The following is a 23,197-nucleotide window of genomic DNA, read 5'->3' on the forward strand; positions in this document are numbered from 1 at the left end:
TATGGCAATCGCCAAATCAGCCAACCTGACCAAAAAGTTATTCGACACTGACATCCAGCAAGCCCCCACGCGTGATGGGTTCGGAGAAGGTTTGGTAATAGCTGGCAAAGCAAGTCCGGATGTCATGGTGCTCTGCGCTGATTTAACCGAGTCAACCCGAGCTCAATCTTTCAAATTAGCCTTCCCAGACAGATTTGTACAAATGGGGGTTAGCGAGCAATCCCTCGCCGCCATCGCCGCCGGCATGGCACTCGCCGGCAAGATTCCATTCATCTGTAGCTATGCCTGTTTCTCTCCGGGCCGCAATTGGGAGCAGGTGCGTACCACCATTTGCCTTCAGGAAACAAATGTAAAAATCGCCGGCGCACACGCGGGCGTATCAGTTGGCCCTGATGGAGCAACACACCAAATGGTTGAGGATATTGCCATCATGCGCGTCCTACCGAACATGACCGTGCTCGTCCCATGCGATGCGCTTGAAACACGCAAAGCAATTGTGGCCGCAGCCGAACACGAAGGACCGGTCTATATCCGCTTTGCTCGTGAAAAAACACCGGTGTTCACCACCGAAAAAACTCCTTTCAAGATTGGAAAGGCAGAGGTTTACCGAACCGGCAAGGACGTTGCCATTCTGGCCTGCGGTCCCCTATTGTATGAAGCTCTCCTGGCCGCAAAAGAACTTGAGACCAGAGGAATCGAAGCTCGGGTCATCAACCTGGTCAGCATCAAACCAATGGACGAAGCGACAGTCATCGCCGCGGCTCGGGAATGCGGCGCCGTAGTCACCGTTGAAGAGGCTCAAGCCGCCGGCGGCCTTGGCGGGGCGGTCTGCGAGCTCCTCGCAAAGACTGTCCCTGTCCCCGTTGAACGCGTGGGCATGGAAGACACCTTCGGCCAGTCCGGGGAACCGCGAGAATTGCTCGAACATTACAAACTGACTGCACCCTGGATTGCCAAGGCTGTGCATCGAGTGATGAAGTTGAAAAAACATTCCATCTCTTCCAAAAAATAAAATACAGCTCGGAGAAAAATTTGGGAGGTAACCCGACCCAATTTTCGAAGAGCTGTATTTTATTTCCTACAATTTGGCTACCCAAACCGGCGTGTTCAGGTACCAAGCTCCGTCCGTACCAAGCAAATAGTCAGCAAATAACTCACCCTCATAACTATATAAAGTAACCTTCTTCTTATCTGCCGAGGTCACTGTCTTCGACCAATCAATACTCGGCACGTTCATGATGTAATCGCTCATCTGCTTGCAGGCGTCCGCGGTAAACGAAGGTTGAAGCGCTGGCATCAGATAGAGTTTGGCTTCGTCGCAGTTTTTGTTGTCTGCAATGGCGAGCACAAAACCGGCCCATACTCCCTGCACCGAAATATCTGGGTTATCACCAGGATAGGCTGGTTGAGGGCCTAGTTTGGCCGGAATTTGGGCCACCGGCACGTAGGGCGAGCCGTCGCTATTTCGCGTTAAATCACCGCTGTCCGAGCCGGAACAACCAGCGCCCAATAACAGAACTGCCGACAAACCAAGGAGAAGCTTCTTCATATGGGCAAATTGTACACTACGTGCTACGATCGGCGTTAATATGCCCGTCAGACTAAATAAGTTCATGGTTGAACAAGGTGTTTGCTCGCGTCGAGAAGCTGACCGGCTAATCGAGGCTGGGAAAATCACCATTGATGGCAGAAAGGCGGTCATGGGCGAAAAGGTGGAGGGCACCGAAGAAATTGTCGTTGACGGCAAGAAAGTAGACACCTCGCCCAAAGAAAAGGTGTACCTAGCCTATAACAAACCGGTCGGTATTATTTGTACGGCTGACCCGGAAGCACAGGATAATATTGTCGAAGCCGTCCATTACCCGGAACGAATTTTCCATATCGGTCGACTCGACGTAGCCTCTTCTGGCCTTATTTTATTGACCAATGACGGCTCGATCGTCAATAAAATTCTTCGCGCAGAAGGTGAACACGAAAAAGAATACATCGTGACGGTAGACAAAAAAATAACCCCCGATTTCATCCAAAAGATGAAAAAGGGCGTCCAGCTTGAGGATGGCCGCACACTCCCAGCAAAACTTGATGAACGAACCGAAAATACTTTCGCCATTACTATCGTCGAAGGCAGAAACCGACAAATTCGCCGTATGTGCGAAGCGCTCGGCTATCAAGTCATTGGCTTAACCCGTGTGCGCATCATGCACATCAAACTAGGCGATCTTCAGGTTGGCGAATGGAGACATCTGACCCGCGAAGAAGAAACGATCCTCTGGAAAGGGCTTGAGGAGATTGGCCAAGACCAGAAGTAGTATGTGGCTCCTGCAAATAATAGTGCTCGCTATTGTTATCTCCGCGGCTATTGCTGGCGTTTCTGCAGCCCCTTGGTTGCCGACAAAGCCGAGAGATCGGGCCCATTTGCTTAACCACCTCAAGCTCACACCAGGACAAAAAGTAGTGGACCTCGGCTGCGGGGATGGTTCCATGCTCTTCGCAGTAGCTAGAAAGTTCCCGGAAGTCGTGTGCGTTGGCTATGACATTTCCTTGCTCCCCCTCTTCTTTGGCTGGGCACGTAAACTTCTCTATTTTAAGAAATACCGCCACGTGCATATTCGTTTTGGTAATCTTTTCAAGCAATCCGTGGAAGATGCAGACCTGGTATTTATCTTCTTACTGTCTAAGAGCTATCCAAAACTGGTCGAGCTTCTCAAACGTGACATAAAAGATGAGGCCCAAGTAGTTGTCGAAGCTTGGCCATTTCCTAACACCACGCCCCTTAAAACTCTCAAAGAAGACAAACTGTTATCCATTTTTCTCTATACCGGGAAGTCCCTGCGTCATGTAGAATAGGGGTATATGCTAGATTTGATCTCGGTTGGCGATGTGAAGCTTGATACGTTTATTGTCATCCATGATGCCAGCGTGAAGTGCGAGCTAAAAATGCCGGACTGTAAACTTTGTCTGGCATACGGCGAAAAGATTCCGGTCGAAGCCTTTGTCACCCAGATTGCGGGCAGCGCTCCGAATGTGGCTGTAGGGGCGGCCAGGATGGGTTTATCCACCAGCGTCTTGAGCCACATGGGTGAAGACGACGTATACAACCAGGCGCTACATTTCCTTTCGAAAAATAAGGTCGACTCCTCGAACATTAAAACCAAAAAAAATATCCGCTCAAGTGCGGCCGTAGTACTCAACTTTAAAGGTGAGTCAACTCAGCTCGTGGACTTCGTGCCACAGGAATATCACTTGCCAGCTAAGATTTTAGCCACTAATTTTCTACATATTTGCGAGGTGGGAGATGGCTATGAGCATCTTTATAAAGATGCCGTTCTTCAGGCCAAAAAAGGAATCCGCATCAGTTTGAATCCTGGAGCTATCCAGATTAAAGAGAAAAAACGCGAACTTTTTGATCTCCTCGCGACCTGCGAAGTATTGTTCGTCAATCAGAGCGAAGCCCGTGTTCTCTTAGAAAAAGAGGGTGATACCATCCACGGTATTATGGCTATGCTGAAAGCTCTTGGACCAAAATACGTCGTTGTCACAGACGGCCCGCAGGGCGCATATGCATTTGACGGCAAGCAGCTGAACGTAGTCCCAGCCTTTCCTGGAACCATGAAGGAAGCAACTGGCGCTGGCGATGCCTTTGCAACCGGATTCCTAGGTGCGCTCATCAAAGGAAAAACGCATCGCGAGGCTCTCCGCTGGGGGTCGGTTAACTCGGCCTCCGTCATTGAACATGTTGGTCCTACCCTTGGCCTACTCACGCATACGGAAATCGCTAAACGCCTAAGAGCGCATCCAAGCTTTCAAACTAAAGAGTTGTAGAGTGATATGCATTTCCCCCTCTTCATCTTGCCGTTTGATCACCGCTCGGGATTTGCGAAGGAAATTTTCGGCAAGCCATATCCGCTCAAGGGTAAGGACATCGTTACGGCGAAGGCATTAAAGACGGTCGTCTGGGAGGCCGTGCAATTGGCTTTTGATGAAGCGAGTGAAGCAGGGACGCCAGGCGTTTTGGTTGACGAAGAACTTGGGGCGCAAGTTATTTCAGAGGCTAAAGCAAAAGGTATCGTTCATATAGTTTCAACGGAAAAGAGCGGCTCGACCCTAGAATTTATTCATGGGGATGAGTTCGACAAAGCTCTGCTCGAGGTAAAGCCAACGTATGCAAAAGTGTTAATTCGCTACAACGTGGGCGAAGAAACAGTAAACGAACCACAGCGCGAAAAACTGCAGCGTCTGTCAGACTTTTGTCGGCAAAGCGGCATCCCCCTCATGCTCGAAGTCCTGACAAAGGCAACGCCGATAGACCCCGATCCTGTTATTGCCGCAGTCAAAGAACTTTTGAAACATAAAATTGTTCCGGCTATTTGGAAACTGGAAGGATTCTCGTCCGTCGAGTCCTGGCACAAGCTCGCAGAGGCAACAAGCATCCCCGTGATCATGCTTGGCCGAGGAGAATCCGCGAGCGCGGTTGAATCATGGACAAAGGCAGCTGCACAAAGCGGTGTAGTCAGCGGATTTGCCATTGGCCGAACCATCTTCCTAGACGCACTCAAGAAATATCACAACGAAGAATGTTCCCGGGAAGATGCAGTCAAGGAAATCGCCAAAAACTATCTTCATTTCATTGATGTTTGGAAACGGAATGCCGCGGTGTAGAATGGGAGCATATGTACGACATCATTACGATCGGCTCTGCAGTTCGGGATGTTTTTTTACTATCCAAATCGTTCCAACTCATCAAATCCGATAAATTTTCCACCGGAGTCGGTGAATGTGTTGCGCTTGGAGAGAAAATCGACGTCGAACAGCTCGTACTATCAACTGGGGGCGGGGCTACCAATGCTGCCGTGACCTTCGCTAATCTTGGATTTTTGACGGCTATTGTTTCTCGAGTAGGGCTAGACGAACCCGGCGACGATGTATTGCGCGATCTGGCACGCTATAAAGTCGACACGAGCCTGGTAAAGCGCATCAAAGGCGGTCAGACGGCCTACAGCACGCTTTTAACAGCCCCTAACGGCGAACGAACCGCCCTGGTGCACCGTGGCGTATCGTCCGAGTTTGCCTTGGCCGATGTCCCGTTCAAAACTCTCGCCACAAAGTGGTATTACGTGTCTTCCCTGTCCGGAAACGTCGCATTGCTTGCAAAAATCATCAGCCATGCCCAAAAAACAGGCGCGAAAATTGCCGTGAACCCCGGCGGCGGTGAGCTTCTCAAAGCTTCTGAGCTTAGAGCGCTCTTGAAAGACGTTGATGTACTCCTCGTGAACCTAGAAGAAGCGCAGAAGCTCACCGGACTATCGACGAAAGACGGAAAAGAGTTAGCCGCAAAGTTATCGAGTGAAACCACGCTGGCGGTCGTCACCGACGGACCTCGAGGGGCCTACGCATCCTTCAGTAAAGTTCGGTACTCCGCGCGCAACCGCAATGTCCCATCAATCTCGCGCACCGGCGCAGGCGACGCTTTCGGCTCCGGAGTAGTCGCGGCACTCGCTAAAGGCATGTCGGTCGAAGACGCGCTCAAAGTCGGCACGCTGAACGCGGAAAGCGTCATTCAGCACATTGGCGCAAAGGCCGGCATCATGGCCAAGTGGCCAAACAAGAAACTTCTAGACGAAATCCGTGTTTTCGTTTCAAAATAGCGTATACTTTAGGTATATGGCAGAACAAAATAAACGCAAAGGCTGGGCAATAATGTTTTTGCTGTGGAATTTAGGTTTACTTATTGCCGTCATTGTCCTACTCGTGCAGCTCTATCAGACCAGAGTTGATACGAAAACTATAGCTAAAGCTTGTGCCGAAGCGGCAGTCGCCGCCATAAAGTAAGGGTTTGGCGTCGCCAAACCCATACACCATATGCCTACCCCATCAAGAACCCCGGTACTCGTGCTCTCGCTCATCTTCACGATATTGTGCTTGTCCATGGCCGCTATTGCGCTCATCATTTACTTCAACGCCAACCGCCCAGACTCCGCCGCTATTGCCGCAGCCTGTAAGAGCGAGGTGGGCGCCGCAATCAAGACGGAATCTGACAAAGTAGCTAAGGCGTGTGAAGAAAAAGAAGCTGTGACTGTCTCTAAAACGGTGGATGGCAATGCCAATCATCCCGGCTTTAAGTACCCAGAAAATATTCAGGTAACGGGCGAGATTCAACGCGAAATAAGTGGAAATCGTTTTTCTATTGGCATGTATCCAAACGCTCCAATCTTTGAATGCTCGGAATGTGACGGAGGGCCAACGGCCGCAATTCGTATCCAAAAGACACCAACGGCTCTCCTCCTAAAGACTGGCGAGACACTTACTACGCATATTCTCTCGATATACCCAGCTAGCGGAACCTTCTATCGAAACATTGCCACTAAACAGGAAACGATCAATGGACAGGTTGCAACGGTAGTAACGGCTGAGTATGACGACGACTTCTTTAGCGAGAAGAACGTGAAGATTGAACATATTTTCGTACAAAAAGGAGCCAGCACTGTTGAAGTTAAATACGTGCAGTACCAAAATACGAGGTTCGTAGACTACATCGCGCCCAGCGTTTGGCAGACCGTCCGTGCATCACTCGACTTCTCAAAAATTGAATAGTTTATGACCAAAATCTTCGTGACGCGTGATATTCCGGATGAAGGCTTGAAAATGTTACGCGCGAGGGCGGACATTGAGGTCAAAGTATACGAGGAAAACAAAAATATCCCGGTTGGCGTTCTTAAAGCGAACGTAAAAGGCGTCGACATCATCCTTGCGCTCCTAACCGATAAGATCGATGACTCTGTCATGCGCGCCGCGGGTAAACAGCTCAAAATGATTGCTAATTACGCGGTTGGGTTCGATAATATTGACCTTGAAGCTGCCAAGAAGCGCGGGATCATGGTCACGAACGCTCGTGCACCGGAAGTTTCAGAAACGGTGGCCGAGCATACCATCGCGCTCATCTTTGCCCTCGCCCATAGGATTGTCGAAACCGATGATTTTACGCGCGCCGGTAAATACAAAGGCTGGGGACCAAAGATGTTCCTAGGGGTAGACATTGCCGGCAAGACGCTCGGCATTATTGGCGGCGGAGCTATTGGTGAAGCACTCGCCAAGCGGATGCACAGCGGATTCGGGGTAAAAATCATCTATAACGACATCAAGCCAAACGAAAAATTCGAAAAAGAATTTGGCGCGACATTCATGGAGAAAGACGAGCTCCTGAAACATGCAGATTTTGTCTCGCTCCACGTTCCTCTGCTCCCATCGACCCGTCATTTGATCGGCGAGCGGGAGCTGAAGCTCATGAAGAAGACCGCCTACTTGCTTAATACCTCGCGAGGTCCCATTGTCGACGAGAAAGCACTCACCGTCGCCCTGGCACATGGCGATATTGCAGGAGCAGGACTGGACGTTTACGAATGTGAACCGTTAATCGACTGCGATCCGACCGATACCTACGAACTCCGCAAACTTCCGAATGTTGTCCTCACGCCGCACACAGCGAGCGCGAGTATCGAGGCCCGCCAGGCCATGAGCCGGGCCGCCGCAGAGAACATTCTCGCATTCCTGGACGGAAAAACCCCACCGAACGCCGTAAAGGGATAAAAAGAAGCCGCCGAAAAGGCGGTTTTTCTTTCGGTGGATAACCCGGGGATATCCTTTTTCCCCTGATGCACCGAGTGCCGTAGCATAGTGGTGGTATTCACTCTTTTCAGAGGTGACTCGTGGACATTCAAGGACTGACCAATTTTGGTACCAAGCAGGGATACGAACTTCTTCGCACACAAGGTGGCCTGACCAGCTGCCGGCTCGAGTGCCGAGATGATGCAGAGAAGGTGGCGGATGGACTCAAACGTCTCATCATCGCCCCACCGGAAGAACAGCGCAGATGGCGTTGGGACACGCCGGAGGATATTCCGCGGAGTATCCCAGAGGAACGCCGCCAGGAACTCATCGAGGTCATGTTCCATCAGGGACAGTGCGATCTCGGACTCATGCGCCGTGAAAATGAAGTGAACAAGGAGACCGGTGAACCGCAGGATCCCAAGTGGCTCTTCCACTACAAAGTGCAGCTGCACGAAGTGCTCGCGGCCAGCGGCGCAAACATGGAGGAGTATGGCGAGCTTCTTCACGCCGCGGACAGGCTCCTCACAAAGGGGCGCGCGCTCTGGGACCTGGCCATGGATACGTTCGAGATTCTGCACCCGAATTCGGCCATGGTGCTCCGCTGCGCGCTCTATGACCCGCCGTCAGCTCCAAGCAAGGTCGGGGCGCAGTGCCACTGGGACCGCAACGACGGCACGATTCACTTCGCGGACAGCAAGGCCGGTCTTCTCGTGCCAAAGAAGGAGGACTACCAAGTCAATGAACCGCAGATGACGGTTCTCGGCCGCGCGTCAGATGATCTCGTCTACCTATTCGTATCCGCCAAGCTGGCCTACCTGGACCCCCAACGGTTCAATCCCGTATGGCATGGCGGCATGAACGCGGACGTGGGAGAAAGCCGCTGGGCGATCATCGGCTTCTACCACTTGAACGAACATTCGTACCTTCCGCCGGAATTCCGCGGCAAAACTAGGGATCCCGTCTGCAAGTGGATCCGTGAAGCAAGCCGCGTTCCCGTCTCGTCGCGTTAGCACGAACGCAAAAATCCCCGCCCGCGGTACGCCGCTGACGGGGATGCTCTTTTAAAGACGTTCACTCCTTCACGGGAGCCGGAACATCTGAATGCACGACTTCTGGTTCGGGAAGTCTCCGCAGGCGCCGGTAGAGGCGCTGAGCGCAAGCCCCGATGCGGGATGCGATGGCTTTGGCGTGGGCAACCCACTCCACCTTCTGCGCCCGACGCACGAGCTCGAGTGCCGCCAAGAGGCCTGCGCCGTCGATGATCGCTCCGTCGATGAAGACAAGCGGCACGTCGACCAGCTTAACCAGATACACGAGGCCCGGAACGGACTCGGCGGCATCCTGCGCGAGTGTAAGTGTGGTAGAGGCCACGAGCATGAGGGCGAGCGCCCAAGTGGGCATCCCCTGCACCGCAGAGAAGATCCAGCTGGCAATGCCGGCCTTGATCTCTGTAACGGCTTCCTTCAGCTCTTCTTTCTTATCCTTGATTTCGTCTTGCATAAGCATCCTCCTCTAGGGTTTCTCAGACCTTGTAGTATAGCAGAAAAATGGCAAAAAGTCAATGAAATTAGCGTTAAAATACAAAAAAACACCCATATTCTGGATGTTTGTTTGGTGGACTGACGGGGACTCGAACCCCGGACCCTCTGCTTGCAAAGCAGATGCTCTACCAACTGAGCTATCAGCCCAAATACTCAAAAGCTAGGAAAGGATACTTAAAAGCGATAAATTGTGCAACTTCCAATTACTCCTCCCTAGCAAACCCCCAACCGTTCCATTTCCACACTCCTTTCGCCCTAGGAATACAGTTCGGCGCGTCAGCGTAATCCCCTTCGACCGTCAGCAATTCGTTCTGCCCGTCGACATTGATATCCCTAACCTCGAAGGAACAATTGGGAGCCTCCAGGTTCGACGATTGCCAAATAGCCCTCATCTCGCCATTGACCAGATCAAAGACAAAAAAGTGATTCTTAACACTCATGTCATTTTCTTCTATCCAAAAAGGTTTCGAAGAACCGAAGTTTCCCGCTTTCCAAACCGACAAACTTAGATCTGATGTCCCGTCATTGGTAACATCGGCGAGTGAAAAGTCGGTTACGCGCCACGCAGAATCAGACTGCCAAATCAACTTGTTCCGCACTCGAACATCGACGACCCCCTTATTAAGGGTGTATGTCTCACTTAAACTGTTACCGTCCAGGTCGGCGCTGGCGCCTCGACCACTAACAAAAACAATCACCCCCGCGGCACCGATTGCCACCGCGAGGATGAGTCCAACTGTCATTATTCGGCTGAAGTGAAATCTTTTGTCCATGCTGGCTGAGGAGGAGCGTCTTGCGAGTTAATGAGATCGCGCCACTTTTCATCCGTTAGTCGGTCGCTCAAAGGCCACGGGAACTCATAGTATGAGAAGACACCGCCTTTGACTATCTTTTTAACGCCCTCAATTGTCATCACTACCAGGAGCTTAGACACGTGTCCGTTCCCAACCTCCAACACCTGGCCGTTTGGATCCGTGGCCACGTCAGCAATTACGGCAGCCGGGTTTTGGCTTAAGTAATTTCGTACTTCGTTATTCATTTCTGCCAACTTTTCCTTATTAATATCTAGCCAGAAATGCTCCAATTGCCCACCATAAGTCCTAATAAGCTCGTAGTCAGCTTCGGTCAGCTTCTCGCCGTTTAATTCTTTGTTGGAAATCTCTTCGAGCATGGTGGCCAACGTCATCATCTTGGCCAAGTTGTCCTTTGAGGTAGAGTCGATAATACCGCGAGCCGACAAACCGTCAGAGGTCTTCTTGAGAAGTGAAGCTAGCTTGGCGTAAACCTCTGGGTATGGCTCTACGTAGCCGCGATCATCCTTAACCACTATCTCTGGCCCACCGCCCATCTCCGAGTAAACCTGTTTAGCGTAAAGAATGGTGTCGTGCTTGAGCTCGGCCCAGCTGCCAAGGAACGCGCCGAGTGACTTACGCGTCCAGGCGTCCGTCTTCATGAAGGCCGGTAGCTTGGAGTTCGAGGAGCCGACCGCCAATAATGGTCGAAGCGTATCAATCCAGCTCCAATAAAGGTTCTGAGTCCAGGTAGCGTTGTCGAGTCCGCCTAGGTATGTTCGGAGCTTATCCATGTTTTCTGTGTAGTGCTCCATCTTGGTATCGCCATTAGCCTCAAGGATGCTCAAGGCTTCTGCCGAGCCAAGCGCGGCTGGGATGTCTAGTCCATTCGGCAACATGCGTCCCGTAACTTCCCTATCGACCAACCGCTGGAAGATAGAGGCGTCGACGGTGAATCGCTGACCCATAAAACGGAAACCCTTCGTGGCCAAAGTTCGGTCTGGCGTGATCGACGAGTTAAAGATGGGAATTGAGTTCAGTTGAGGTGGGCGAAGGTCTTTCAGAGCTTCTTTGAGTGCAGTGAACCCAGTCGTGTTCGATGAAATAGCGGACAGCGAAGCGCCCTTACCGTAGGCTTTTTCTACTGCCCCGATCATCTCCGTATAAGTAATGTCATCACTCTGGCCCACGAAGAAGACGGTTGGCTCATAAATCTTCTGCCAAGAAGCAGAATTATTCGCTTTTTGCAGAGCCAGCGTGGTCAAAACCGCCGAGCGGACTTCGTCATCATTCATGAACCGGAAATTCATCCGGCCGTACCACATCATGGCCTTAAAATAGGCGGTAAGCTCGGGGCTCTTCGTGTAATGTCCACGGGCAATGTACTGGGAATAGTCCTCTCGTGACTTATCTATAGAAGGAGTGCTGGCGGGCACGCCCATATTCATCATGGGCGACTCCGCAATACCGTCATGCGCGTTGATTAACGCTAACTCTGCCTCCACTTCCGTTTTCACACTCGCCGGAATGGACGACGAACCATCGAGCAAGCGGGCGCCGACCGTAAAGAAGGTTAGATTTCGTCGGGCTGAGTTTTCGAAAGAAGTTCCTTTAAGAGTAGCGAGGTTAGTCGTCGCTTCCTTTAGCATCGAGGCAGTCAGCGCTTTTACTTCGGCCAGTAAATACTTTTCTTCGGTCTTTTTTAGGAGATCGTCGAAAATTAAATGATAGTTATGCAAAAGTGAATCCGTGGTGACGAAACTGGGAGTATAGGAGTACCGATTAGCCTCATATAACGAAAAGAATTCATCCTCGTAAGACGAGGCATCAACCACGAAGCCATTCTTGGCCAGAAGTGCGAGCGCGCTATCCGACAGAGTAAAGTCGCCTAAATTAGTGACATCAGCCAAAGCTTTCAAATCAGCTTCTCGGGTAGATGGGACTTCTGAAACAACGGGAACCTCCGCCACCTCGGCAATAGGCGTCGAGGGAGTAGGTTTGGTACCTGGTGTTAACAGGATGAGACTGACAATTAGACCAACGGTTGTTGCCCCGAGCAGACTGAGCAAAATATACAACCGTTTGTGACTCGGCTTAGGCACTGTTTCCTCTGGTAATTGTGGCATATTTTTTGAATACTGTATGATGCCGAGTATAACACTCTTATGAAATCCACCGTTTTAGCCTTGGCTGGAATTAGCCTTCTTTTTTCCCCGCTCTCGGCTTTCGCTGCACACGGGAAAGCACCGAAAGTTACGCCTCCCCCAGCGGCGACCGAGTTAAAAATTTTCTCGCCCAGCGGAGATCTAGTCACATCTTTTCTGCCCTTTGATAAGGCTGGAAATCTGGCTGGTAGCGTAGCGGTAGGCGATCTCGGTACTGATAAAATCAGCGAGATTATCGTTGGTGCTGGCGCAGGCAACAAGCCGCTTATTAGAACATTTCGGCTTGACGGCACGCTGATCAAAGAGTTTTCGGCTTATGGAAACGGGATGAAAAGCGGCGTAAATGCGGCCCTTTGTGATCTAAATGGCGACGGCCTAAACGACATCGTCACCGGCGCTTCTGTTGGCGGCGGCCCTCAGGTTCGAGTGTTCTCGTCTGAAGGTAAATTCATGGATCTTCAGTTCTTTGCCTATGATGAAAAGTTCCGTGGCGGAGTAAACATCGCTTGTGCTGACGTGGACGCGGACGGCAAGGCCGACATTCTGACCGGCGCCGGTCCAGGAGGCGAAAAAACGATTAAAGTTTTTAGTTCAACTGGCACGTTAAAAAATACTATAACGGTCAGCAGTGGTCCGGAAAAATCCGGCACATACGTTTTTACCGCCAACCTCGACCAAGATGCAGAAAGCGAAATTGTGACGGCTCCGATGGCCAACGGGACGTTCGATTTGACCCTCGTCGACCTTACACCAGCCGGCTATATACAGAATGTTAAATCACTCAGCCAGACCTCGCCCAGTTACGGGCTCTCCATCACGGCAGACAAGCGGACGCTCATTTACGTAAACGGTGCTTACTCGGCCAAGACGCAAGTTTCTAATCTCTTGAATGGGGCTACTTTTGTCCCCTTCGCCGACGCTACCGAGATTGCCCCGCGCCTCGGCGTCATTCCTGAAACCGGTAATATCGTGGCCCTAGGCGCGAAAAATGTTGTCCCACTGGATCCCGCCACCCAATCCATTAAAGTAGACATCTCCGAACAACGTCTGTACGCCTACACCAACAATGTCCTCACGAAAACTTTTCTGGTATCAACCGGAAAGCGCGGATATAACACGCCAATCGGTAAAACAACGATCATGAAGAAGATTCCCATCATGAGCTACGTCTGGAACTACGGCCCGGGTAATCCAAACAACTACAACCTGCCCAACGTGAAGTGGAATATGCGCATTTTCCCGCATATCTACATTCACTCCGCCTACTGGCACAACAACTTCGGCCATCCTATGAGCCACGGCTGCATCAATACTTCTATTCCCGATGCCGATTGGATCTTCCACTGGGTTAGCGAAGGTACGTCAGTTGAGACGGTGCTATAAACCACAAACAAAAAATTCCCTCACGGGAATTTTTTGTTTGACGAGCGTCTCCTCCATGGACACGTTCGTCTTCCGAGCCTAGCGGCGCTTCTTAGCGGCTGCCTTCTTAGCTGGCTTGCGCTTGGCAACAACCTTACGCTTTGCTGGCTTCTTAGCCACCTTCTTCTTAGCTGCCATATGAAATATGGTTATGAATCTTCGGGTCAAGCAATGCTCGACTTGAGACTAGTATATCGAGCTTTGCTCATGCATGCACATTTATTTGCGTAACCTGTGTACAACTTGAAGCTGTAAAGTTAAAAAAATAAAATATTAAAATATTTTCACTACGCCGAAGATGCCATCGTAACCCGGAGTAATAGAAAGTTTGCCGGAACGCACGCGCGCGATTGCCTCTGCAACGGTGTCACCAAATTGTGAACGGATTTCTGCAACAGGAATGTCGAGGAGAATAGAAAACTCGTTGCCAAGTTTTGTAATCATGACTTCGTAGAGCGCAATTACTTTCTTCGAGGATACGCTCGACACATTGAGACACTCGGCGAGCACTTCCGGGAGCGGAACAATGGATTTAAATGGTACATGTCCTTTCATCGAGCTGAGATCGATCGGGCGATCGGCCAAATCAGCCACACGCGAGGTAACGCCTACAGTTATTAGCTTTCCGCACTTGGGACAAAGCCCGCCCAGACGCTTCGTTTCCTTGGGTTCAAACGTCAGTCCACAGGGTGCGTGACCGTCCACGTGGTACTTCCCTTCCTCAGGATAGAACTCGATCGTATACAAAAAGTGTACAAGATCCCGGTCACGCAAGACGCGCATGAGTTCGGCGAACGACAACATCGCTTCATCGATTTCAAAGACATTAGCTTCTCTTCCGAAGTTTTGCGGCGAGTGCGCATCAGAATTCGAGATCAAAGAAAGTTGGTCGAGTACACTTAGTGCTCGATTCATGATGGGGTCACTGCTCAAACCGGTTTCGATCGCAAAAATTTCTTTAGACATCTCGCCGTAACAATCTTCAAGGCTGTCGAACCCGCTCTTCGAACCAAAAACAGAAAACCACGGTGTCCATGCATGTGCGGGTGCAAGAACAATTTTATCGTCGATATTTTTTAATTCACGATACAAATCTTCGGAGTCGATGCCGATGATTGGGCGGCCGTCACTCTTGCGGTTAAACTTTTTCTCATCAAGCCACGCATTAATCTTTTTTACCGTCTCAATGTTCGGCGCAAAAATTAAATTGTGCACTCGTCTCACCTTCCCTCCCCTTTTATAAATCTGCGACACTTCGCTCGTCATCATGAAACGCATTTTCGAATGCTCTCCGCTCTTCAACTTATAGAGTCCAGGCTCTGCTTCGACAAGTTTTTCCTCGATCTCCTTAAACCAAAGTGGGTGAGTAAAATCTCCGGTTCCCAAAACGTTTACTCCTTTCTTCTCACACCACAACGCATTGTTCTCGAGGGTAAGATCTTTCGAGCACGCGCGCGAAAAACGGGAGTGAACGTGAAGGTCGGCAATTATTCGCATACTATTCCCGTTTCAAAAGCACGCCGGAAACCACCACCGCATACATTCCCGCGGCGGCCACGGTTGTCATAGCTGCTCCGACGGTTACGGCGCGGATCGAAGCGTACTGGATCACGTTTGTCGCGCACGATAAGAACAAGAGAACGACGGGAATGACGGAAACGAACTGAAGGTACGGCACTTTCTTCAAAATGGTGCGAATGACGAGCAGAACAACCGGCCAAATAGCGACACCGTACCAGCCCAAGTTCAAAAGCATGACCGCGAGAACACCGAATGCGCCGAGCCCGTATGCGGACCGTGCAAGAACACTCGCCTTCCCCTCGAACCGACTCAGGAACATCTCGGCGAGGAAACCAACTACCGTCGCACCGGTGAGGATACGAATCGCGCGCGTGACGTCGATCGTCATCGTGCCAACCCCTCGAGCACCGATAATTGCGTCTGTCAGCTTGCCGATATGTGTCGCAAACACCGCGGGAAGGCCAGCAATAGCGATGATGGACAACGCAAACGGCACTGCCCAGATACCAAGCGCTTTTGCGAGCTTCAAGAAGTCAGACGCAAAGAATTCAACGTCTTCACGAGCTGATTTAAGGCCGTCGAGAAAAAACTGTTGAATCGTATTTGCATTGATCATAAATGGTTCCCACTCTGAGCCATGCGAAGAGTCCGACCCTCAGAGGAGAGAGTCGGATCCTTCGCTCTCGCTCAGGATGGAGATGAGACGCCATCCATTCTACAACCTCTCCCAAAGCGATGCGAACAGCAGTTTCTGGGTCTCGTAAATGCCCTTGTTATCGATGATGAGACCTACCAGTTCGCCCTTCTTATCCAAGAAAATGTTCGCTACTTTGCCCGCGTAGATCAAAATATACGTTGGCGTGCCTTCGGTAGCCGGGATCCACTTTCGTTCGTCGAGTCCGGCGGTCGACCCGCCCTTGCCGAGCGAAATGTTCTTTACGCTAATGCGCGCGTCGAGACGCTCTGCCGTATACGTAGGAAATGCCGAGTATAGCCCCGCATCGCGGACCGCGCTCGACGAATAAACGTAATACTCTTTCGACTTTGTCTCTTCCATACTCGAAAGGACGTCTAGGAGAATCACTTTGATCCCCTCTGGCCCCTCATACATGCGCGCCACCGGCTCCCGAGAGCTCCCCCCGTCATACACGCTATCAAGTTCAGCGATAACCCTCGCGAGCTTCTCGTCTGCTCGCTTTAACTCGTCCATGCGGTCACGAGCGAGTTCTTCGAGCTTCACGGGCGGCTCGGCTACAAAATACTGTTTAGTCTCCTTATTATAAAAACGCGCAAGCCGCATGGCCTGCAAGTTTTTCAGAGAATCGTAAACTGTCCCCCGGTTAATCCCCGTCGCCGCCGCCATTTGACGGACAGAGGACGGCCCTTCCTTTAAAAGGGTCACATAAACTTTTATTTCTTTAGGCGAAAGTCCAAGCTGCTCGAGCACGTCTTCCGCAGGTCTTTGGGGGCTCATAAGCGTTTGTTTAACAGCTCTTCGGCCTTGCTAAGTTCATCTGGCGTGTTGATGCCAACCACCTGCAAAGGATCAACTGATGCCGTGACGATCTTCCGGCCCTCAGCCATCGCCAAACCAATCAAATCCGTCAGGTAGTATTCTCCGCTCGCGTTCTCGTTCTTTACGTCCTTCAAGCGATCAAATACCCACGGCACAGGGAATGCGTAGATTCCTGGGTTCACTTCCGTAATCATCGCTTCTTCGGCCGAGGCATCCTTGGATTCACGCAACGCCTGTACGGGCATGACGCCGTCATGCCCCTTCGCCGAGGATGCACGAATAATTTTTCCCCATTTGATGAACATCGAATAATCGCCGACAAAATTCGGCACCGTAGCCGTGAGCATCGCAATATCTCCCGAATTCTTCGAGGAAAGATCCGCGAGCTGTTTCAAAACCTCAGGACCAATGAATGGATGATCGCCGTAGAGCACAATAATGCGAGAAGCGCCTTTGCAAGCGTCCTCCGCATACCGCAACGCGTCGCCCGTTCCGTTCTGCTCGAGCTGCACGCCGTACGTCACAGAATCGCCAAGTTCAGCGAAAAAAGTGTCCTTACCGTCAGGAGAAACTATGACAACCGGCTTTTCATCCAGTCCCGATTTCCGAATACGATCTAAAAGATGCGAAATCATGGGCTTCCCAGCCACCGGAACCAGGGGTTTCGGAACAGAAGCGCCCATGCGCTTCCCCTTCCCTGCCGCCAAAATGACCACCTTGGTGTCATTCATATTGGTGACAGTATGATGGGAAGTTATAAAGTTGTAAAGAAGTAAAGTTTTAAAGCTAATACTAGCTCAATACTGGAAAAAATGAGATACATCGGTAACACTTTACAGCTTTTTAAACTTTTTCAACCTTTTTAACTGAGATTAGCAATAAAACATTGACAAAACGTCATTTTTTTGCTATACTTTTATGTTACTTCCGTGCTTTTACGGGGGTGATACGGGCAACAGCCCAACCAACCGACCCAAGACTGATGCCGGGACCACTCGGCACTGATCAAGGGAGGAGGTTCCCATGAGCGTTCGCGTCTATCTGGATCCCAAGAAGTGCGTACTCCACACCAACCCCCATGGCGCACGGTACATCCTCGTCGATGGCGCCAAGCAGTACGTCCAGGAGGAAGGCGGTCTGATCTTCTTCAGCACGGAGCTCCTGGCTCCTATGAACCCGAGCCTCCGCAAGGACATCGTGTCAGTGACCTACCAAACGGTCATTGAAGACGTGACACACATGGCCAGGATCGCCCGTGGGCGCTACGCGCACGGAAAATTCGGAGCCCTGGTCCGCCAGACGATTCGCAACGGACGCCAGACGCTCGATATCAGCGTCAAGGCCCCGACGCTGCAGAGCCTGAGCCGCTGGCTGCACCCGCTCCTCGCCGGCCAGGACACGCCGATCGAGCTGTACTCGGCAGCCCCACAATCCCAGGCCGTCATCGAGGCCTAATCAAGAACTCTCGCGCATTCGCGAGGCATCGAGCCACCACCCGGTCGGCCCCTTGCCTCCCGGGTGCGCTCTTTGTTTACTGGACATTTTCTCACTTTTATGGCAGTATGTTCTGTCGCAAACAACGCGATACTGGGGAGAAATCATGTGTCAGCTAAAGGTTATCACCGTGGGCAACGAGGACGGTCCCCTGAGCACTGGGATGGAAGATGACACCGGTTCGCTCGAGAAGCAGGTCAACGAATGGCTTGCCGAGCAGAAGGTCGAGGTGATCTCTGCGAGCGTCGTCCCGGACAAATTCCAACGCCCGCAGGCGTTCATCTTCTACAAGACAGGTCCAACATCCTAGCCCGCCACCGCGCGCACCCCACGCCGAGTGCGCTCTTTGTTTACTGGACATTTTCTTGCTTTTATGACAATATGGTCGGTCGAAAGACAACCCACGGCGGGTGAGCCGAAGAAGAATTTAGGGAGGAATCCATGCCGACCAAAAAGGCTAGGTGGCTACTAGAAACCGTGAACGAACGAGAAAGGCGGGAAGCAATAGATCGAGGATCGAGTGAGGACGCGCAGGCTCGGGAATGGCTCCCGACTCGCGTGATGCAGCTCAGCAAGGAGCTTGCAGAAACTCCTTACGGGACTTCAATCGTCATCCTCAATCTCAAGGACGACGGGCTGTCGAGCCTCGAACGCAAGCAGATCGCGCTGCTCGACAAAGAACTGGGCATCAACATCCTGAGCAAAGCCGAGGTCGTCAATCAAGGGCATGGCCCCAACGAGGCCTTCTGGGCAGTAATGATCGAGCTCCGGACGTTGATCGATCTCCTCAAGGCGACGTGAAAGCTCGTGCTCCACCGTCACGCGCACCCCTCCCGGGTGCGCTCTTCTTTTTCTTTGACATAAATCATATTTTTTGCCATACTTTCCTGTCGGATCTCACTATTTGAACCTATCCAGGCTCGATAAATCACCGCGTGGCCGACCACGCAAAACCCTTGAAGGAGGGAACATGAATAGGACGAATGCGATCGCCCGGCTGAAGGGCAACGCGCTCATGGTTGTCAGCCTCTCGGTTGGCTTCATGGGTCTCTGTGTGGGCGGCGGTGGGCTCATGCTCGCTGCCCGGACCACACGCGAACTTCACGCGCTCGAGTACAGGGTGCAGAACGACCTCGGGGATCCCGATGCCACCCGGCTCGGCAAGTTTGCCCAAGTGCCAGTGTTCGATGCGGACGGCAAGCCCGTCATGATCCCGTGCCCAGGCCAACCGGGAGCGCGATGCACAAAGACGCACCGCCTCCGCCAGTCCGCATGGGAGGAGATGGAGTCGCTCGATGGGCGCATTCACAAGATTGCGTCCGAACTCGAGACCCACCGGCTCTACTCCGATTTCGAGTTCAGGCGCATCGCCCGCGAGCGGAGTGACGAAACCACGGATCAGTGGAGAGAACAGGTGGATACCCTGCTCGCTACCAATCCCCCCGCCGAGGTGGTGGCCGACGACTCGGATCCGCCGGCGATCATAGAAGGAGCGTTGGATGGCGACGTGTTGCCTGGTGACCCCGGGTTCGATGCGCAGGTCAGTGAATTCTGCCCGCAGAACCCGGAAAAGCATGCGGACGGCAAGTTCTACTTGACCGGCTGCACGGAAGGCGGCACCGCCTACGTGCACACCACCTTCGTGTGCAACATCTGGGACAGCACCCCGCCGTACCTCCACGGCTGTGACATCGTCCGTTAGTTCTCGTCTCGTTCCCCTCGACAGCTCCGCGCCCTCTGGTGCGGAGCTTTTCTTTTGTAACAAAAAAGCCGAGTCTTTCGACTCGGGCTCTTTGTTGAAAAATCGCAGTGTCCTGGCGGCCACCTACTCTCGCTACACTTAACTACCATCGGCTCATGCAGGCTTAACATTCGTGTTCGGGATGGGAACGCGTGTGACCCTGTAGAAAGTGCCACCAAGACACTGCGATCTTTCATTGTTTACGTCAGTATATATTTTGAACTGTACTTCACTTTGCGCGTCTTTCGACGCCGCAATCAGTGGGTGAAGAGCTGGACTTATTAGTACGGCTCGGCTTCACGTATTGCTACGCTTGCACCTACCGCCTATCAACCTAGTAGTCTCCTAGGAGTCTCATATGAATACTAATCTTCGAGTCGGCTTCGCGCTTAGATGCTTTCAGCGCTTATCCGAACCAAACTTCGCTACCCAGCGGTGCCCTTGGCAGGACAACTGGTACACGAGCGGTTTGTCCGTTCCGGTCCTCTCGTACTAGGAAAGGGTCTCGTCAGTATTCGATGTGTGTAGTAGATAGGAGACCGAACTGTCTCACGACGTTCTGAACCCAGCTCGCGTACCGCTTTAATTGGCGAACAGCCAAACCCTTGGGGCCTTCTTCAGTCCCAGGATGCGATGAGCCGACATCGAGGTGCCGAACCTGCTCGTCGCTGTGGACGCTTGGAGCAGACTAGCCTGTTATCCCCGGAGTAGCTTTTATCCGATGAGCTTCCGCCGTCCTATGTCGTACGGTCGGATCACTAGCTTCTACTTTCGTATCTGCGCGGCGTGTCAGCCTTGCAGTTAAGCTGGCTTGTGCGCTTGCACGTCCAGTCCGATTTCCATCCGGACTAAGCCAACCTTTGTAAACGCCTCCGTTACTTTTTGGGAGGCGACCGCCCCAGTCAAACTACCTATCAGCCACTGTCTCAGCATCCCGATTCAGGGACGCCGGTAAGAATTCACATTACGCAAGGGTGGTGTCTCATTGGTGCCGAAGCTCCCACCTATTACTGAACATGCGAAACATGAACCCAATGGCAAACAGTAGTAAAGCTTCACGGGGTCTTTTCGTCTAACTACACATAGAGAGCATCTTCACTCCCCTCGCAATTTCGCCGAGGACATGGTTAAGACAGTTATGAAGTCGTTATGCCATTCGTGCAGGTCGGAACTCACCCGACAAGGAATTTCGCTACCTTAGGACCGTTATAGTTACGGCCGGCGTTCATCCGCGCTTCAGTCGAAGCCTTTGGGGTTACCCCCTAAGCCCCTTCTTTAACGTTCGGACACTGGCCAGGCATCAGCCCCTATACATCGTCTTGCGACTTAGCAGGGACCTGTGTTTTTGATAAACAGTCGCTTCATATCTTTCGCTGCGGGTCTTCCCCTCCCGGGGAAAACCAGGCCTTATCCCGAAGTTACGGCCACTTTTTTGCCTAGTTCCTGAACCATGTTTCTCTCGTACGCCTTAGTGTTTTCACACTCACCCACCTGTGTCGGTTTACGGTACAGGTAGATAGAAGTTAACTCTAGAGCCTTTTCTTGGTCCGCATTGCTTTCCCCTCCCCTGCATTGCTGCAAGGTTGCGATGGCAAAAGGTCTTGTGCCCGGCGGATTTGCCTACCGGACAACCCTCTGCCCCCAACGTCATAGCCATAGGACGCGGGAATCTCATGCGCACGTCAGCCCATTGAAACTTCTACCTAGTGCTGGAATATTAACCAGCTGTGCATCGACTACGCCTTTCGGCCTTGCCTTAGCTCCTGACTAACCCACAGTCGATTCTCGTTGCTGTGGAAACCTTGGATTTTCGGCGGACAGAATTCTCATCTGTCTTTATGCTACTCATGCCAACATTCTCTCTTCCCATCGCTCCACAATTGGTCACCCAACTGCTTCAGCGCAATGGAAATGCTCCCTTACCGCTTGATCCTAAAAGGATCAAACCCTCAGCTTCGGTATGATATTTAGCCCCGGTATGTTTTCGGCGCAAAGAAACTTGACCAGTGAGCTGTTACGCTATCTTTAAAGGATGGCTGCTTCTAAGCCAACCTCCTGGTTGTATAAGTCTCTTCACCACCTTTTACACTTAATATCAATTTAGGGACCTTAGCTTGAGATCTGGGCTGTTGCCCTCTCGACCGATGGAGCTTCGCCCCCATGGTCTGACTGCCGGGAACACAAACTGGCATTCGGAGTTTGGCTGGGTTGTCTATCTTGCGACGACAGACCCAATCAGTGCTCTACCTCCAGTTTGTTATTGACCGACGCTAGCCCAAAAGCTATCTCAGGGAGAACCAGCTATTACCCAGTTCGATTGGAATTTCTCCGCTAACCACAACTCATCCCCGTGTTTTGCACAGCACGTGAGTTCGGACCTCCATAGCCTGTTACAGCTACTTCATCCTGGTCATGGTTAGGTCACTGGGTTTCGGGTCTTTTGCCTGCCATAAGCGCCGGTTAAGGCTCGCTTTCACTGTGGCTCCGTCCCAAAGGACTTAACCTAAAACGGCAGACAAAAAGTCGTTGGCTCATTCTTCAATAGGAACGCCATAATCCGAACGCTTGCGCGCCGGACGTTGACTCCTTGTAAGTGTAGGGTTTCAGATTCTATTTCACTCCCCTTCCGGGGTTCTTTTCAGCTTTCCCTCGCGGTACTGGTTCACTATCGATCTGAATATGTATTTAGTCTTACCACATAGTCGTGGTAGATTCCGACAGGATTTCTCGTGTCCCGCCGTACTTAAGAAAACGTGAACGTATGGCAATGTATTTTCGCGTACAGGATTATCACCTTCTTTGATCGCGCTTTCCAACGCGTTTCGCTAACACATGTCAGTGACGCTCTGGACTACCGGTCCAGAATCACATTTCTTTCAACCCCCGTGCGGCAACGGCCGGCACCTTTCGTATCAACTACATTCCCGAAGGAGTTTCATTGGACTTCACGGCACGGGTTTGGACTGTTCCGATTTCGCTCGCCACTACTCTCGGAATATGAGCGCGGTCCGTCATCCCGTCACTCGAAGCATCGAGTAACAAGATGAGGATCGTACCCCTTCTTTTCTTTTCCTCTAGGTACTGAGATGTTTCACTTCCCTAGGTTACCTCTGCTTACCTATGTATTCAGTAAGTCAGTTATCAGACATTCCTCTGATAGGGTTTCCCCATTCGGACATCTTTGGATCAACGGTTGCTTGCCACCTTCCCAAAGCTTTTCGCAGGCTGCGGCGTCCTTCTTAGGCATATTCAGTCTAGCCATCCACCTCTACACCCTTAATGCTCTCCACCCACTGATTACGCACAACTTCAACAGTTGTGGGTTTCACAGTGAGTACATTTCTCTATATATACGTTTCGTGACGTATGAAATTGTGAACGATCAGTGGCGGAATAGTACA

At 51.6% G+C, this 23,197-nt stretch carries 23 protein-coding genes, 1 tRNA gene and 2 rRNA genes; 15 read left to right on the forward strand and 11 right to left on the reverse strand.

From position 1 onward, the window contains the following. The first annotated feature begins 1 nt into the window (after nt 1). A complete protein-coding gene (locus WC813_04135) occupies nt 2-1,012 on the forward strand; it encodes a transketolase C-terminal domain-containing protein (protein ID MFA5947183.1) in 1,011 nt (336 codons plus the stop codon). Between the two features lie 66 nt (nt 1,013-1,078). On the opposite strand, the gene WC813_04140 is transcribed toward WC813_04135, so the two are convergent. Next, entirely contained in the window at nt 1,079-1,549 is a 471-nt protein-coding gene (locus tag WC813_04140) for a hypothetical protein (GenBank protein ID MFA5947184.1), read from the reverse strand. Nucleotides 1,550-1,589: 40 nt separating this feature from the next. Here WC813_04140 and WC813_04145 point away from each other — a divergent pair, with 40 nt between their 5' ends. From WC813_04145 to WC813_04185, 9 genes are all read left to right on the forward strand, one after another. Next, nucleotides 1,590-2,309: a pseudouridine synthase gene (locus tag WC813_04145; protein ID MFA5947185.1), complete on the forward strand. Its 720-nt coding sequence runs from the start codon at nt 1,590-1,592 to the stop codon at nt 2,307-2,309. A 1-nt stretch (nt 2,310) separates the two neighbouring features. After that, nucleotides 2,311-2,847, forward strand: coding sequence for a methyltransferase (locus tag WC813_04150; protein MFA5947186.1), 537 nt, complete (start codon nt 2,311-2,313; stop codon nt 2,845-2,847). Nucleotides 2,848-2,853: 6 nt separating this feature from the next. After that, a complete protein-coding gene (locus WC813_04155) occupies nt 2,854-3,822 on the forward strand; it encodes a carbohydrate kinase family protein (protein MFA5947187.1) in 969 nt (322 codons plus the stop codon). Between the two features lie 6 nt (nt 3,823-3,828). Next, nucleotides 3,829-4,659, forward strand: a complete 831-nt coding sequence (locus tag WC813_04160) for a DUF2090 domain-containing protein (protein ID MFA5947188.1) — start codon at nt 3,829-3,831, stop codon at nt 4,657-4,659. A gap of 11 nt (nt 4,660-4,670) precedes the next feature. Continuing rightward, on the forward strand, nt 4,671-5,645 hold the full coding sequence (locus WC813_04165; GenBank protein ID MFA5947189.1) for a carbohydrate kinase family protein: 975 nt from the start codon (nt 4,671-4,673) through the stop codon (nt 5,643-5,645). A 16-nt stretch (nt 5,646-5,661) separates the two neighbouring features. Further along, a complete protein-coding gene (locus WC813_04170; GenBank protein MFA5947190.1) occupies nt 5,662-5,829 on the forward strand; it encodes a hypothetical protein in 168 nt (55 codons plus the stop codon). A 30-nt stretch (nt 5,830-5,859) separates the two neighbouring features. Then, nucleotides 5,860-6,591, forward strand: coding sequence for a hypothetical protein (locus WC813_04175; protein MFA5947191.1), 732 nt, complete (start codon nt 5,860-5,862; stop codon nt 6,589-6,591). A 3-nt stretch (nt 6,592-6,594) separates the two neighbouring features. Then, nucleotides 6,595-7,584: a D-glycerate dehydrogenase gene (locus WC813_04180; protein ID MFA5947192.1), complete on the forward strand. Its 990-nt coding sequence runs from the start codon at nt 6,595-6,597 to the stop codon at nt 7,582-7,584. Nucleotides 7,585-7,703: 119 nt separating this feature from the next. Next, nucleotides 7,704-8,615 (forward strand): 2OG-Fe(II) oxygenase family protein, encoded by a 912-nt coding sequence (locus tag WC813_04185; protein MFA5947193.1) that lies wholly within the window; start codon nt 7,704-7,706, stop codon nt 8,613-8,615. A 61-nt stretch (nt 8,616-8,676) separates the two neighbouring features. Here the strand turns inward: WC813_04185 and WC813_04190 are convergent, their stop codons facing one another. The 4 genes from WC813_04190 to WC813_04205 all read right to left on the reverse strand — a co-directional run bounded on the left by WC813_04190 (nt 8,677) and on the right by WC813_04205 (nt 12,063). Further along, the gene (locus tag WC813_04190) at nt 8,677-9,105 is read right to left on the reverse strand and encodes a hypothetical protein (protein MFA5947194.1); all 429 of its coding nucleotides are present in this window, start codon (nt 9,103-9,105) and stop codon (nt 8,677-8,679) included. Between the two features lie 112 nt (nt 9,106-9,217). Beyond that, a tRNA-Ala gene (locus WC813_04195) sits at nt 9,218-9,293 on the reverse strand. Nucleotides 9,294-9,349: 56 nt separating this feature from the next. Next, nucleotides 9,350-9,919 carry a hypothetical protein gene (locus WC813_04200; GenBank protein ID MFA5947195.1) on the reverse strand — a complete coding sequence of 190 codons (570 nt, stop codon included), beginning with the start codon at nt 9,917-9,919 and terminating at the stop codon, nt 9,350-9,352. Then, nucleotides 9,889-12,063: a DUF3160 domain-containing protein gene (locus tag WC813_04205; protein MFA5947196.1), complete on the reverse strand. Its 2,175-nt coding sequence runs from the start codon at nt 12,061-12,063 to the stop codon at nt 9,889-9,891. The genes WC813_04200 and WC813_04205 overlap by 31 nt, the downstream gene beginning before the upstream one ends. 39 nt (nt 12,064-12,102) lie before the next feature. Here WC813_04205 and WC813_04210 point away from each other — a divergent pair, with 39 nt between their 5' ends. Beyond that, nucleotides 12,103-13,485, forward strand: coding sequence for a L,D-transpeptidase family protein (locus WC813_04210; GenBank protein MFA5947197.1), 1,383 nt, complete (start codon nt 12,103-12,105; stop codon nt 13,483-13,485). Between the two features lie 312 nt (nt 13,486-13,797). Here WC813_04210 and WC813_04215 read toward each other — a convergent pair whose 3' ends face one another. From WC813_04215 to WC813_04230, 4 genes are all read right to left on the reverse strand, one after another. Next, nucleotides 13,798-15,021, reverse strand: a complete 1,224-nt coding sequence (locus WC813_04215) for an endonuclease Q family protein (GenBank protein ID MFA5947198.1) — start codon at nt 15,019-15,021, stop codon at nt 13,798-13,800. A gap of 1 nt (nt 15,022) precedes the next feature. Beyond that, the gene (locus WC813_04220; GenBank protein MFA5947199.1) at nt 15,023-15,661 is read right to left on the reverse strand and encodes a hypothetical protein; all 639 of its coding nucleotides are present in this window, start codon (nt 15,659-15,661) and stop codon (nt 15,023-15,025) included. Between the two features lie 99 nt (nt 15,662-15,760). Further along, complete coding sequence (locus WC813_04225) at nt 15,761-16,519, reverse strand: helix-turn-helix domain-containing protein (protein MFA5947200.1); 759 nt, start codon at nt 16,517-16,519, stop codon at nt 15,761-15,763. Continuing rightward, nucleotides 16,516-17,292: an NTP transferase domain-containing protein gene (locus tag WC813_04230; GenBank protein MFA5947201.1), complete on the reverse strand. Its 777-nt coding sequence runs from the start codon at nt 17,290-17,292 to the stop codon at nt 16,516-16,518. The genes WC813_04225 and WC813_04230 overlap by 4 nt, the downstream gene beginning before the upstream one ends. Nucleotides 17,293-17,584: 292 nt before the next feature. Here WC813_04230 and WC813_04235 point away from each other — a divergent pair, with 292 nt between their 5' ends. The 4 genes from WC813_04235 to WC813_04250 all read left to right on the forward strand — a co-directional run bounded on the left by WC813_04235 (nt 17,585) and on the right by WC813_04250 (nt 19,757). Next, nucleotides 17,585-18,016, forward strand: coding sequence for a hypothetical protein (locus WC813_04235; protein ID MFA5947202.1), 432 nt, complete (start codon nt 17,585-17,587; stop codon nt 18,014-18,016). A gap of 145 nt (nt 18,017-18,161) precedes the next feature. Beyond that, nucleotides 18,162-18,365, forward strand: coding sequence for a hypothetical protein (locus WC813_04240; GenBank protein ID MFA5947203.1), 204 nt, complete (start codon nt 18,162-18,164; stop codon nt 18,363-18,365). Between the two features lie 131 nt (nt 18,366-18,496). Beyond that, nucleotides 18,497-18,856 carry a hypothetical protein gene (locus WC813_04245; GenBank protein ID MFA5947204.1) on the forward strand — a complete coding sequence of 120 codons (360 nt, stop codon included), beginning with the start codon at nt 18,497-18,499 and terminating at the stop codon, nt 18,854-18,856. A 169-nt stretch (nt 18,857-19,025) separates the two neighbouring features. Next, nucleotides 19,026-19,757: a hypothetical protein gene (locus WC813_04250; protein MFA5947205.1), complete on the forward strand. Its 732-nt coding sequence runs from the start codon at nt 19,026-19,028 to the stop codon at nt 19,755-19,757. A gap of 110 nt (nt 19,758-19,867) precedes the next feature. On the opposite strand, the gene rrf is transcribed toward WC813_04250, so the two are convergent. Both rrf and WC813_04260 read right to left on the reverse strand, forming a co-directional pair. Beyond that, nucleotides 19,868-19,976 (reverse strand): 5S ribosomal RNA (gene rrf / locus WC813_04255). An 81-nt stretch (nt 19,977-20,057) separates the two neighbouring features. After that, a 23S ribosomal RNA gene (locus WC813_04260) occupies nt 20,058-23,087 on the reverse strand. Between the last annotated feature and the right edge of the window lie 110 nt (nt 23,088-23,197).

The sequence above is a fragment of the Patescibacteria group bacterium genome (genome assembly GCA_041659765.1).
Lineage (GTDB): Bacteria > Patescibacteriota > Patescibacteriia > UBA9934 > UBA9934 > JAGORL01.